3 protein-coding genes are annotated in these 15,113 nt (G+C 44.2%); all 3 read right to left on the reverse strand.

The window, feature by feature from the left end; genetic code table 11:
• Positions 1 to 152: 152 nt before the first annotated feature.
• Positions 153 to 386 (reverse strand): 50S ribosomal protein L28, encoded by a 234-nt coding sequence (rpmB, locus tag Q0Q74_RS09275; RefSeq protein ID WP_294430192.1) that lies wholly within the window; start codon positions 384 to 386, stop codon positions 153 to 155.
• Between the two features lie 112 nt (positions 387 to 498).
• On the reverse strand, positions 499 to 12,483 hold the full coding sequence (locus tag Q0Q74_RS09280; RefSeq protein ID WP_294430194.1) for a FlgD immunoglobulin-like domain containing protein: 11,985 nt from the start codon (positions 12,481 to 12,483) through the stop codon (positions 499 to 501).
• A complete protein-coding gene (locus Q0Q74_RS09285; RefSeq protein ID WP_294430196.1) occupies positions 12,483 to 15,113 on the reverse strand; it encodes an InlB B-repeat-containing protein in 2,631 nt (876 codons plus the stop codon). The genes Q0Q74_RS09280 and Q0Q74_RS09285 overlap by 1 nt, the downstream gene beginning before the upstream one ends.

The raw sequence follows: 15,113 nt of genomic DNA on the forward strand, positions 1-15,113 counted from the left end.
ACGCACGACCTTTCGCTTAGGAGGCGAATGCTCTATCCAGCTGAGCTACGGGATCATTAAACCAGAACGGAACAATAAAGTTCCGGACAGTCTTAATTTAATGAAAAAACCACCGCGCGGGGCGATGGCTTCATCCAATTCTGATAATTGAATTACTCGGCTGCTTTTGGAGCACCAGCGTTTGCAGGAACTACAGTGATTTTCTTTGTAACGAAACCTGAGCGGTAGCAGCGTGTGCAAACTTTCAATGTTTCAGTTCTTCCGAAATCTTCTGTCTTTACCTTGATGATGTTTGGTTTCCAAGTGTGGCGTGTGTGGTTGTATGATTTACTAACTCTGTTGCCGTGCTGAGAACCTTTTCCGCAAATATCACAAACTCTAGACATGATTTATACCTACCTAAATTAATATTTACAAATTAAGTTCAAGTATTTTACGAAAATACACAGTTAGTGTCAATATGCGGAGAAAGATTTATTAGACCTTTCCGCTCTCCCTTTATTTAACGACCATGACCTTTCTTGTCTCGTCGATGCCGCTTCCGCTGACACGAATGAAATAAAGACCACGCGCAACAGGATTGCCGGCGTTGTTTTTTCCGTCCCAGTAGAAATAATGCGTTCCGGCACTCAAAGTTCCCTTAGAAAGCCGCTTAACGATGTTTCCGTCAAGAGTCATGACATAAATGTTCAGGCTGCCGGATTTTTTCATATCAACTTCGATTGAGCATTTTTCTCCGATTCCGGCATTGATTACATTATTCAGGACTGAAATGCCGCCCCTCTGTCTTGTGATGTCGCTCACAGAGAATGACCACAAATCGAGGAAAGAAAAGTCTTTTGCCTTGATTTTCTCCACAGGCATTCTGAAAGCATAAAGCGGTGTTCTGCCGGTAGTTTTATCGCCGTCATGGTTTATTGTAATCGGAACAGCATCCCCGTTTTCATCAGTCTTCAGAATCTTAAAGAAGAACTGAAATTCTTCACCAGGGGCAAAATTATAATCAGCATTTGAAAGAGTCATGTTCAATAAGTTTTCAGAACCAGAAACGGCCTCAAATACAGGATTACCCGAAAGCGGCGAAGGATTGTAAGAACTTGCCAGAGAATAGAAATTTGCCTCAAGCCAGATTCGCCATTCAAGCCCGGTCAGGAGATTGAATTTGTCGCTTATCCAGGCTGTGCGGAGATTCTTTTTATTGTCGATTACAAGCTCAAGGGTGCGGTCTTTTTCAAATTGAAGCTGGAACACAATATCATGATTTGAACGCAATTTGCTGTAATTCTTTCCTTCCGCACTGAAATCATGGACGGCATAATCACTTGAAAGAGGAGCAAGACCTGTTCCATAGGCGGTTTCTTCATTCCAGCCTTCATTTTCATCAGAAAGGGAATAAGCATAAAGCACATCCACTGCATTCACGGCAAAATCACTGATTGCATGACAGGTGTGGAACGGAATTGAATTGCCGGTTCTGTCCTGGAAATATGAAGCGACCGTCACGCCCGCAAAGGTCTCAAGCAAATCGCCTTCATCGTTAACCCGAAGCCAGATTCTTTCGACATCGGAAAGGGCAATATTTCTGTTCAAGGTGAAAAGAAGAGCCGTATAATCATCAGAATGAACAGCAAGCTCAACGCTCTCCACAGAAATTGAATCGTCTCCAGAAACAAGGGCTGTCGTATCAATATCATCATCGTCCGAATACACGAATTCGACATTGCTCTTGATTTTTTCAAGCACTGAGTCCAAATCAGAATGAAGCGAAAGTTCCTGCCCTTTGTAGGCAAGAGGTTTTGTAAACACGACATAAATTTTGTTCTCGCCCAAAGGTGAAATCGTTATCGAGAATGACGGTGGCGTTATGTCCACAGATTTTATCGTTTTTACTGATTTTCCGCTGTCTGTCTGCACGAGACGATTTCCTGCCAAATCAGTGATGAATGACTTTTCAGGAGAATAGGTCACGATGAAGCCCGTGCGAATCGGAAGCTGAGAATCGCTCTCATTCAAGTTGAGCGCGATGTACAGGCCGTCATCTTCGGTTGAAGTAAGGGTCAAATTCTCATTTCTGAAAAGCATACTCTTTACATTTTGAGAAATCTCATCAGCAGCGAAATTCCTCTCCGATGAATATTCACCGTCAATTTTGTAGACATAAGTAAACGCACCAGAAGAAGAAGCAAGGCTTGAGCGTCTGAGTCCGCCGTGAGTCATATTTGAACCCGAAGAAAAGGCTCGCTGTCCACCAGTCGTTTCAGGCCCGATATGATTTTGAAGAACGGTGCCGTTAAAAGTCCAGCCCTGCTGAGAAATCCATCTGTATTCATCATCAGCGCTATAATTCTGCTTGTTGTCAAAAAGGTGCATTTCGATTTTATCAAGGTAAGCGCTCGTATTCGATTCAACGGTTCCAACAATCTCGTAAATACGGTCCTCGCCGTCACCTTCTGTCCATGAATTGCCTTCAGACGCAAGATTCGTGACATAAGGAGCAAACACTGGCGGCAAGCAATCCCAATCGCCGTAAAGAGAAGATGGCGAATCAGAAATGCGGTCATTTACAGAGATGATTCTTGACTCGTTGTTTTCATCAAGCGTGTTTTTGAGAGGATTTCCAGACTCATCTTCGGCAAGGTCCGTGATGTATGAATTTTCGCGTACAGTGACTTTTCCACCCGGAGTTTTTGAAGAATCAATATAGCCAATCCAGTTGTTAAATGAAGAAGAGCCGTACGAAACAGGATTTTCTGAATCAACATAGCCCGCAACTGAAATTCTTATGCGATTTTTGTGAACAGATTCTTCGGAATCAGCGTTAAGAGAGAATTTTCTGTAAAGAGCGTGAGGCTTTGCGTTGTCGCTCTCGTGTGAATTTCCGTTTTTCCAGCCAGAAACAAGTTCGCCTGAAGCAAAAGAAGCAAAACCCGCGACATAAAGACCGCTTCCCTCTTTTGAAATTGCACCTCCGTGAGATGAAGCGGAATCAAAATCTTTCTGAGCCTGAACATTCTGATTAAACTCTTCGCTTCCCGCGCTCAAATCACCGATATCAACCGGCTCAGAATACCTGAACTCGATAAAGTTGTGAGAATCGTAGTATTTTTGAGAAGATGCCTCACCAGTGTTCTTTGAATGAAGTTCCTGACCTGTAAACACATCCGTCAGAACAGGGCGTGCCTTATCCAGCGGTAGATATTTTTCAGCAGAATCATAAGATGAAGAATCCTCGTCTTTCCAAAGACCTGTGCCGTAATTTCTGCACATCGTTTTTCCTTCAGCGGCGTAGAAAAGGCCTTCCATCAAAGACAAATCGATTTTACGGGTGCGGTGAGTTCCGCTTCGGTCCGTGCTGTCTTCTTCACCATAAGATTTGCCAGTTGCATCCGTGTTCCAGCGGTATTCAGATGAAGCGACTTTTAGATAAAGTTTCGTTCCGGCAGGAATGTCTTTGTTTTTCCATTCAGATTCAGAAAGCGGCACCGAACATGAAGTTCCGTCGCTCTGAGTATAGAAAACGCCGTCAAAAGCAAGCTGTCCGTCATCGTAGAAAATTCCACCGTTTTCAAGAGAAGAAATCAGAGAAATCGTATTTGAAAGCTCCGAATTCGAATTTTCAAGAGCCATATCAAATGAAAGGCAAAGAACCGAATCCGAAACCGAATAAGCCGAAGTGATTTGAGGATGCGCGAACTGGAAGCCTGAATTTCCGCCCTTATCAAAAATATTCTGTGAAAGAGCCGCCGTAACGAAAGCATTTCCTGATGAAGATGCGGCCGCACAGTTCGTGACGCTTGAATTGAAAATCACTGCAAAAGGCATGCCCCACTGATTTTCCGTTGCAACCGATGAATAATTGAACTGCGGATTTGATGAAGACGAATCAGGCAAAATCAGATTGAAATCAGTAAAATCAAGTCCGTTAAGATAAAAATTGCCACCAACAGAAAGAGTTGCGCCTGAAGAAGAAAGTTTGGAATCAAAAGCAGAATGCGCCCTGTACAAAAGCGACTCCGAAAGAGGATATGCAAAACGACTGTCGCTGCCTGAATAGCGCGGATCATCTTCTCCGTAATTTTCACCGAAAGCCACGAAATTGCCGCCAACCGAAACACTTTCCGAGCAAAAAATCACTTCGCCCGAATAAACAGTGAGATTTTTTTCAAAAGATAGGGTGCTGACAATCGAAATTGAAGACAGACTGTCAATGTCAAAATAAACATCACTTGCAAATGAGAGCGAAGAAGCCGATTCAGCTTTCCATACGCGGTTTTTGTTTCCATCAGCAAGAATATAGCCCGACTGAGATTTTATGCTTACATTTCCTTTTGAAACGACATCTGCTTTAAGGTAAACATTTTTTTCTGCCGTGACATTACCGCCAAAGAACGCATCTGAAAGAATCGTGAGTGAATCCGTGCCAGCCAAAGTTGAGTCAAACGAGACAGAATTACTTGCCGCATCAAAGACAATAGCATCAGCGAGCGAGACGGATTTTTCATATTCCTGTGCACCGCTTGTTGTAACATTTCCTTCTATAATAACATCGCTTTTTACAGAGAGAGATTCGCAAGCACTCTCACCCAAAAGTCTGAATCTTTCGCCATTTGAATCCGCACCCGAAAGTACGATTTTTCCACCAGAAACGACTTCAACGCCACTGGCAAATGTATTCGCCCCAGAAAGCGTGATGTCACCGGCCGGGCTGCTCTGATTTCCCAAAATCACTTTGCCAGAGAAAATGTTTGCCCCGGAAAGAGTGATTGATTTTCCGCTTCCGTTTATGATTAAAGTTTCGCCTGAAACCGAAATTGCTGAAGAGACCGAACCTTCTGAATTTTCAGTGAATTCGAGCTCCCGATAAGCATTGCCCCAGTTGAGCGAAGTTCCGAAATTTCCGTAATATTCAAAGGTTCCAAGTGAGGCGACATCAGGCTTGTTTATTATCTCGGAAAGATTTTCTGAGCCGCTCATTCGGATTCGTGAATTTTCTGAAATATTAAAGATGTTTACGCTGAGATTTTTTCCTGCAAAATCAAAAACTGCGTCATTTTGAATGCTGAGGGTGCTTGAGACACTTCGATTTACATCAAGGCCGTCTTCAAAAACCGTAAATTCCCTTGATTCAAAGGCAAGATTTAAGTCTTCCGTGAGTTTTGGATAGTTATTGCTTTCAACAGCGGGAATTTCTACAATCGAATAGCGGCCTGGAATTACCTGAGGCATCCAGTTTGATTTTTCGCGCCATTCAGAATCAGTTGCACCAGTCCAGACATATTTTTGACCAGCAAAAATCCAGTTAGTGTTTTCACCGCCGTCGATGTTGAATTCGTCAAGCGCATAGATTATGATTTCATTTTCGCTGTTCGAGTTTTCAATCTTTGTGTGGGCGATGCTTGTATTTTCAGCAGGAACAGAGATTTTCCATTCGCCGTCACCAGTCAACAAGATTTCCTGCCCTGCACTTCCGCGCGTTATGATTTTTTCCGTGACGGTCTGAGTTTTGCCTTCAGCGAATCTGGCCGTTTTTCCAGCCCCAAGGAAGGAAAGGAGTCCGAAGGTGTTTGAATCAGAGAAGGTCGCATTACCGGAAAATTCTGCCGTGCCGAATGTGTTTTCTGCTGAAAGAATAGCGTCACCCCGGAAAGAAGCTGCATTAAATGAGTTAGATGCAGAAAGGGTCGCGTTGCCCTGAAAGTCTGCGTCATGGAATGAGTTATTGCCCAGAATCGAAGCCGTGCCACTGAAAACCGTAGCGTAAAAATCAGAATTTCCTGTAAGGGTGGTGGCATTTCCTGAGAAAAGAATTGAAGAATCTTCGTTCGCACTAAAGCTTCCCCGATTCGTCCAATTGCCAGTGACAGTAAATGAGCCTGAAGCAGAAAGAGAAGAATCAGCTGAAATTTCAAGATTTTCGAACTCAGCCGTGAGCGAAGAAGAAATTGTGATTTTCTGGGGAGAAGTGCCCTTGAAAAGGAAATTTTTATCTGCCGTAAATGTTCCGCCTGCATCCACAGAAAAATCGCCAGAAAGAGAAAATTGCTCCAAAGCAGAAAGAGTTCCGCCTTTGACAGAAAGATTGCCGCCTGCCTCAATTTCGCTTTCAGATACCGCAATTCCTGAAATCACAAGATTTGCGTAGTCCAGTCCAGAAGGAGAAAATTTTGTGACACTTTGAGGATTTTCGCTCGTGCCACCCGAATACAAAACCCTTCCGCCATGCAAAGTATCGTTTACAGGTGAATTGCCGTCCGTGATTCGCTCGGAGCCTGCATATTCAATCGTTCCGTAGTTTGAGAAAGTTCCTCCGACAGAGAGTGAAGCCGTGTCTGAAAGCAAAATGCTTCCATAAGTGATAAGGTCCTCTGTAACAGAAAGCGTTTTTGTGCCTGAAAGCGTGAGTGAAGCGTCTGTGCCGGAAACAGAACCGATTTCAAGCGATTCGAGAGTGATTCCATCGACATCAGCATGAGGATAGTTCGTTTTTCCACCCGGAATTGAAGCTGCTTTGCCGTAGGTGTTATATGAAGCAAGTCCAGGTGCAAGATATGACTCCCAGTTATCATCATCCGACCAGGAATCATTTTTTGCTCCGCTCCATACGAAGTCGAACTCATATCCAAGATTCCAGCCATTTTTGAAAACCTGAGCGAAATACAACTGTCTGTCCGTTCCATTTGCGGGTTCTGAACTGGTGTTCTCACCGGAATATGCTTTGTGAGAGCCATAGAATACCGAATCACCCTCACGGATTATGATTTTTCCACCGATTGAAAGATACTCTGCAATGAGATTTGAGGCAGGCACGACAAGTACTGAATCCGCAGCACTTGAAAGCGAAAGAAGATTTCCATCCGTGCCTTTGAGCGTGAGATTTCCGCTTACGGATTGGATTGTTCCGCTTCCGAAAGTGAGCGTTGCCCCGCCCGCCTCGCAGGTAAAGTCCGTGAATGTGTTTGAAGCAGAGAATGTCGCGTTTCCTTCAAAAAGTGCATCGTTAAAATCAGTGCTGCCTGAAAGAATGGTGTCCGCGCCTTTGAAAGTGACCGTGCTCTTGTTTGCAGTGAATGAACCGCCGTTCGTCCAGTTTCCCGCCACAGTGATTTCATAATCATCGTCCGAAGAAGAGCCGAATGCGAGCGAGCTTTCAGAATCAATCGTCAAATCAGAAGTAAAAATGATTTTTCTGTCTGAATCACTGCTTCCTGTAAACATGAGCGTAGAATCGCCTTTGAAAGTGACCGCTCCGCTGTAATTCTGACTTCCGAGCGTGCTGACATTTCCTTTCAGAACCACTGAAGTACCTGTCATGCTGCAATCGCCGCCTGCGCTTAAATTCCCTTCCAGAACCACTGAAGCACCACTCATGCTGCAATCGCCGTCTGTGCTCAGATTTCCTTGTAAAAGCACAGAATTTCCGCTCAGAGAAAGGTCATCGCTTCCAGAGGCATCAGAGGCCAGAGTGAGGTTGCCACTTGCAGAAAGTGAAACCGTGCCTGAGAAAGCAAAATCATCTTCAAAAACAAGATTTGCCGCCCCACTGATTGAAGCCGAAGTGATTTCAGAAGTTCCATTAACCGTTAAGCTTTTTCCGTTTCCGTCCAAATCAGCTGTTGCCGTAAAATCTTCCCCGACGATAATGTCTCCTGCAAGAATCGCATTGGATGAAACCACAAGATTTGCGTAATCCGAAGAGAAGTTCGTTACGATTTGAGGATTTGCGCTGCTTCCGCCCGAATAAACGACGGTTCCACCGTGAGTGCTGTCGTTCAATGGATTTGCGGTCGGTGTGGCTCTGTCCGTGATTCGCCCAGTTCCGCTGTAGGCTATCGTGCCGTAATTGATGAGCGAGCCTGTCGAAATAGAAGCCGAGCCTGAATGAGCGATTGTGCCCCAGTTTGTCAGTTCGTCTGTTATCATGAAAGAATTTGCTCCAGAAAGAGAGATTTTTGCATCAGATGAAGCTGACTCCCCGACAAGCAGAGATTTGACAGAAATTCCTTCAGTATCAACAAGAGGATAATACGCTTTGCCGCCCGGAATTGTGACTTCTACGCCCGATGTGCTGTTTGAACTTAATCCAGGTGCAAGTTCTGATTCCCAGTTTGAATCTTTTGACCATACATTGTCAGAATCTTCGCCCTTCCATCTGTAGAAAAATTCAAAACCAAGATTCCAGCCATGTTTGAAAAGTGTCGCATAATACGAAGCCAGTGAAGTTCCGCTTGCAGGTTCACTTGTTTTGTCATCCAAAAGATAAGCCGTGTGCGAGCCATAAACAACATCGCTTTCTTCGCGAATCCAGACATTTTCGCCAATTGAAAGATAAGCCGCAGTGAGATTTGAAGCAGGAACGACAATCGCAGATTCAGAATCACTTGAAAGAGAAAGAAGATTTCCGGCCGCCCCTTTGAGCGTTATGTTTCTGCTTACGGATTGGATTGTGCCGCTTCCGAAAGAGAGCGTTTTTCCGCCCGCCACGCAGGTAAAGTCCGTGAATGAGTTTGAAGCAGAGAATGTCGCGTTGCCTTTGAAAGTTGCCGTGCCGAAGGTGTTCGCTGCTGAAAGTGTTGCGTCGCCATTGAAGAGTGCCGAAGCGAATGAGTTTGAATCTGAAAGTGTCGCGCTACCCCGGAATTCTGCGTCGTGGAATGAATTCGCATCAGAAAGAATTGCGTTGCCTTCAAAAAGTGCGTCATAAAAGTCCGTGCTGCCTGAAACCGTGGTACTGCCAGTGAAAGTGACTGTGCTCTTGTTTGCAGTGAATGTGCCGCCGTTCGTCCAGCTGCCTGAAACCGTGATGCTTAATGAATCGTCCGCGTTTGCTCCTGAAGCAAATTGTGCCCCGGAAGTGATATTAATAGAAGAAAGTGAGATGTCTTGTGTCTGACGGCAAATTCCTGAAATCACGAGCTTTGCATAATCCGCAGATGAAGAAGAGAATTTCGTTACGGTTTGAGGATTTGCACTTGTGCCGCCTGAATAAACGACGGTTCCGCCGTGAGCACTGTCATTCAATGGATTTGCAGTCGGTGTGGCTCTGTCCGTGATTCGCCCGGTTCCGCTGTAGGCTATCGTGCCGTAATTGATGAGCAAACCTGTTGCAGGAGAAAGCGAGCCAGAATGTACGATTGTGCCGTAATTTGTAAGCTCATCTGTTACCGTAAAAGAGGTCGTATTTTCGAATGTAAGGGTGGCAACTGATTCAGCCTGTGTGCCGATTTCAAGGCTTTCAAGGGCAATTTCATTGACATCGACAAGAGGATAGTTGCCGCCACTGATTTCAGGAATAACGACTTTTGCGCCAGTAGAATTTTTTGAGGCAATTCCCGGAGCCAGATTTGATTCCCAGTTTGCATCGACAGACCACAAAGTCGCCCCTGAAGAAGAACCGCCAACCCATCTATAGACGAATTCAAAGCCCAAATCCCAGCCGTTTTGCAAAAGTTCTGCATAGGCAGTTCCATTGTAAGGAACGCTTGTTTTAGAAACAGAATATGCTTTATGAGAGCCGGCAACGACATCTGTGCCAGGATTCTTTATCTTAACATAGCCACCGATTGATAGGTAATCAGCCGTGAGATTTGAAGCAGGAACGACAATAAATGATTCAGAATCACTTGAAAGAGAAAGACGATTTCCATCCGCACCTTTGAGCGTGAGATTTCCGCTTACAGTCTGAGTCGTGTCGCCTGCGAAAGTGAGGCTTAGCCCGCCAGTCTCACAAGTGAAAGCACTGAATGTGTTGTCGCCACTAAGGACAGTTTCCGCATTGAAAGTCGCCGCCTGTGAGAATGTGTTGTTGCCGCTGAATGTGCTACTTCCTGCGACCGTGACCGGGCTTGAAAAAGTTATCGTGCCGGAAGCTCCGCTAATCGTTGTTGAAGAGTCAGCCGTTCCAATCGTGATTCCGCCTTGAGCCGTGACCGAATATCCGCTTTGAACAACAATTGTTCCGGTCAAAGCGAGTTTGTTATAAGTAAGATTTGTGATTGGCTTTACGGTTCCAGTTCCGTCACACGCATAATGCCATGTGCCATTCTCAACTGTAGCATCAGCAGGAAGCGAGACAGTTTCCGTGCCTTTTAGAACAATCGTGCCCGAATTTGAAAAAGAATCCGTTACAGAAAATGCCTTTCCGTTCAGCGAAAGCGAATTGCCCTTTGAGACCGTAATTTCTGCAATCGTGACATCTGTGGTAAGTTCAGGCTGACTTGCGGGAGCTAGCGCATAGACAACGATTCCAGTTTCATCTGGAACAACGCCATCTTCCCAGTTTGAAGTGTTTGCCCATGATGATGATGAAGCGGAGCCTTTCCAGGTGTAAGTAAGACCAGGAAGATTCCAACCGTTTTCGAATACAGTTGCATAATCTGCTGAAGTCGTACTGTTGGTTACAGTAAAAACTCGTGGGTCAATATTACTTGTCGAATTGCTGATTTTTATCGCACCACCCAAAGAAAGATATGAACCAGAAAAATTTAATTTATCAACAACAATCCGCCCGGTACCCTTTACATCAATACGATTTGATTCATCAGCTCCATTCAGGGTCAAAGAATTCGAACCAGCTTTAAGCATACCGTTACAAATTAAATCGCCTGAAATTACAAGATTGCTTGAAAGTGTCGTAACAGCCACAGAATCAACCGTAACCTTTTTGATTACAGAAGAAGCCAAATTGCTGACCGAAACAGCGCCGGAACCAGTAAATTCAATGAGTCCTGTTGAATTGATGGTGTCAGCAACAGTTAGCCCCTCCGTTTTGATTGTGCCAGTGTTTGTGGCACTCGTTACCGAGACAGTTGATGATGTAATCGTGCCACCGTTTGTGACATCCGTTACCGAGACAGTCGGTGATGTAATCGTGCCGTTGTTTGTGACCTTTGGACAGTTAAGAGTTGATGAAAGAACGGTGCCGCTTGAACCCACCGAAACACTAGAGGTAGCAGAAACTGTACCAAATGAAAGTGCAAGGCTGGTCGCGTCAAGAGTTCCATTTACCGTATATGAGGTGGGCATATCGTTTGGTCCATCCGTAAAAGTCTCTGTGACCTTTAGAGTCTTTCCTTCATTTATAATTACATTCGTACCACTGTGTGGATAAAGTTTTGCCGTATCAACATCGCAGTCAATAGTGAGCGTGCCTTTTACTCCACCAGTCGAACTTACACGGTCAAGTTCAAGTTTTGTACAAGTGAGTTTTCCGCTGCCGGTAATTGTGACAGAAGAATCAGTCGCTAAGTAAGGAACAACCGCAGGCTCCGTGTGCATCTGGATATCACTAACAGTAACCTCGCCAGAACCTATATCTAAAGTACTCGTATTGCCAAGATAAAGCGTATTGAAGTTTTGCTCAGTGCAAGTTGTGAATGTTTTTCCGTTTGTAAGGAAATAGATTTTTCCGTCTTTATGCTCGAAGTTTCCACTGGACATTGCCGAAAAATCAGCATTGCCATAAAAAATCGTGTTTGCACTTGATGCCGTGAATTTGGAAGAGGCACCGCCTGAATAATCACCATTAAAAATAACGGTAGCATTGCTGCAATCAATCGAACCATTATTTGTAACATTTCCATTAAATGTAAGCGAAGAACTTCCACCTATACTCGTCGTGCCAGAAATTACAAGGGAACCATTCACAGTTAAAGCCGCACTGTCTGCAAGACTAAAATCCGTGACGGCCGAAGTTGATGTAAAAACCGCCGTTTCATTGGTCACATGCCCCGGATATGTTCCCGCAGTAACTTTCTGCCATTTTCCATCGCTGTCTTTTGCACGCCAGTTTGTGCTTTCTGTCCAGGCATTGCTTGTCACACCAACCCAATAATATGTATCAGTAGAAATTTCATCATCATCTTCTGTAACAATAACACTAGACGAATCTGGAATTACATTAGAGTCTAATTGATAAGCTGCTCCATTATCTGTAGTTGCACCAGAAACATCAAAACTTCCGTTTCCAGTTATATCCGTAGTTATTCCGGCATCTCTATCAACATAATACGATCCCTCGACTTTAACGGAAGCATTATCAAGTACAAGATGAGTTTCTACATTATTCGCAACATCATACATTACAGTTATGTATAAAAGACCTGAAGAACCTGAATTTTTCAATATTAAAGTTGCTTTTTTTGTCGTAGATTCGTCATTTCTTCCACCAAGATAAAAGTTCCCGACCGTGAGCGTATACCCATTCAAATCAATCGTGACATCAGCGTGAATCCATAGATTATCAATGCTCGTGTTTCCAACCAGCCTGATAGTTGCATCGGGTGAGGTGATGTCTAAAGTTCCGCCATTTCCAAGAGTCCCACTCCACTCCGTTCCCCACCCCGCAATCGTGCACAGGAAGAAAAGCGCGGCGAAAATCATTTTCTTTCCCGCGAAGCTTTTTCGGTCTGGTGCGGGGGTTTTGGCCTGATTTGAGAAAGTTGTTTTTATCGTTGTGAGCATCGTGAATAAGGATTTTACTTTCATCAGTTATTTCCCGGGAGAATTTTGAAATTGGCTGATTCGGCTGTCCAGGTTTCGTCGGAATTGCCGCCGAGAAGAAGAACGAAATGATTCTTGTTTAAAGCGTATTCGCCGTCATAAGGAATTACGAGTCTGTTTCCGCTTGTCGTAACCCGAACATTGTCAACGCTCCATTCATAAACATCATAAGAACCAAGCGCCTCAAAAATCATCTGCTCGTTTTCATCATCAATCGTGCACTGAAGTTTGGATTCGCCAAAGAAGCTGGCCCGCTGAGTCCATTTCGCATACAAAGTCAAATCCGAATCAACATAAATTATCGCACCGTCGGTATAGGTGACATAACTTGCAAGGCTTGAAGTGCTCCATCCCGCAAAAATATTACCTGTCTTCGTAAATTCATTTTTTGGAAGTTGCTGCGGAACTCCGTAAGTGAATTCCATGCTTTCCATTGAACCTGAACTTGCGTCGTTGCCGTCAAAGGTCAGGGTGAATTTTTTGGGCTCCCATTTTGAATAAACAATCGTGTCCGAAATGATTTCCGTTGAAAAATCAAATTCATAATCAACTTCGCTCAAGTAATATGAATCAGAATCCCAGCCCAAAAAGATATAATAATCAGAAACAGGGTCTTCAGGCCTTGTTGCCCGCTGTTTCCATTGAACTGTCTGCACATCAAGTTCTGCACCAGTCGTTAAGTCAATAAAAGTTACGGTAAATTCCTTAATCTTCCACTGCGCATAAAGATTTAAGATTCCGCTCTGCCAGTTTTCGAAAGAAATCGATTCACTGTCAACATGAGCCCTTCCATTTCCTTCTGAATCCGTATTCCATGAGATAAAATCATATCCTTCCTTTTGGAATTCATTGAAATTAAGCGTAACAGGAATTTCAGAGAATTTGATGATTTGAGTGCTCATGCTGCCGGTCGCATCTTCGTCATTCGCAAAATAAGAGACGGTGCATGTCTGTTCAATCCATTTTGCGTAAATATCGATGTCTGAAGTGACAGGACTTTCAAAATCATATTCATCACCAAGCGTGATTCCGCCGTCGCTTGAAACATACCATCCCGCAAAATCGTAGCCGATGCGGTAAGGTTCAGCAGGTTCTGGCACTTTTTGATTATGAGTGATGTAATAGGTTGTACTCGGCACATCGGTCAAGTAAAAATTCACGCTATAGGTGAGGATATCCCATTGAGCATAAAGCGTCACATCTTCCGTAAACCAGTTGTATTCCGCGATTTCGGTTCCGTCGAGATAGTAATTTTTGCCGCTTCCGTCCGGCTTCGTGTTCCATCGGCTGAAAGAATAACCTTCACGGCTGAAAGCATTTTCCGAAAGATTTTTGGGCAGGTCACTGAATTTGAAGATTTGAGCGTTCATGCTGCCGGTTGCATCTTCCGCGTTCGCCACAAATGTTACGGTATAAGACTGGACATTCCATTTCGCATAAAGCACAAAGTTTTCTGAGACAGGAGTTTCAAAATCATAGGCGTTTTTGCTTAAAGTTTCGCCGCCGTCAGTTGAAGTGTACCAGCCCGCAAAATCATAGCCGGTGCGTGAAGGTGCTTCTGGAGTTCGAGCACGGCTGTTCCATTCAATAATCTGACTCTGAACAAAACTTCCGCCCTTTGAATCAAAATCCACGATATAGCTTACGATATACCATTGCGCATAAAGAGTCACGGTCTCAGATGAATGGCTCGGATAATTGCTCTTTGTGATTGATTCGCCGTCCAAATAGTAAGTTCCGCTTCCGTCCGCGCTTGTGTTCCAGCCGCCAAAAGTGTAACCGTCGCGTGAAAGTGTTGACAGAGGAAGATTTTGAGGGAGCTTGTCAAAATTGACTTCAACGCTGCTCATTGAGCCGGTTCCGCCGTTTGCGTCAAAGATAAGCTTTATGTCGTTTCGGAGCCAGAGCGCATAAAGCCGTACAGTTGAGTCTTTTTTGTCAGAAAGATTGGGGATTCCATAATCTGAATTCGGAATCACTTCGCAGTCTTCGTATAACGGACTTGATGCAGGCTGATTTTTACTCAATGCCCAGCCGTTGAACGAATAACCTTTTCGAGAAAGCCCCAGTTTTTCTGCAGAAGGCAGGGCTGTCTCTTCATCGAATACAAAAGGATATGATTCGGACTGTGATTTTTCGCCGGGGAAAGTGCCGCCGTTCGCATCAAAAACAATGTTATAAGTAATCGGAACCCATTTTTGGACATAAAAGCTTGCAGAATCAGAAGTTACGATGATTTCAGTTACATTTCCGCTTCTGTCGCCGGTGTCGGTCTTTATGTTTGCAGGAAAGTCTTTTGAAAAAGTCCGCGGATTTTCATAGAAAACCCAGCCGTTCAGCTCATATCCGGGCTTCATGAGCGCAAATCCTTCTGAATCAGTTGCTGGCAAATCCGAAGCAGAAAGTGTTTTTCCAATCGGGAATGAAAGCGTCACAGAAGAATAGCCGGAACTTTCGTCTGGCGAGCAGGAGTAGAATGTGTATTTTGCAGTAAAATCATCGTCCAAATCATAAGATAAATCAGCAGTTGCATCACATGAAAGAAAAATCACGGAAATCAGGCTTATGAATAGAGAGAAAATGAAAGCTTTTCTGAGCAAATTGAGGATTTTCAC

It is taken from the genome of uncultured Treponema sp., from assembly GCF_946187725.1.
GTDB lineage: Bacteria > Spirochaetota > Spirochaetia > Treponematales > Treponemataceae > Treponema_D.

Bases quoted from the DNA above. Each gene is read 5' to 3' on its own strand.
- rpmB (WP_294430192.1), bottom strand. From the start codon at position 386: ATGTCTAGAGTTTGTGATATTTGCGGAAAAGGTTCTCAGCACGGCAAC.
- Q0Q74_RS09280 (WP_294430194.1), bottom strand. From the start codon at position 12,483: ATGAAAGTAAAATCCTTATTCACGATGCTCACAACGATAAAAACAACT.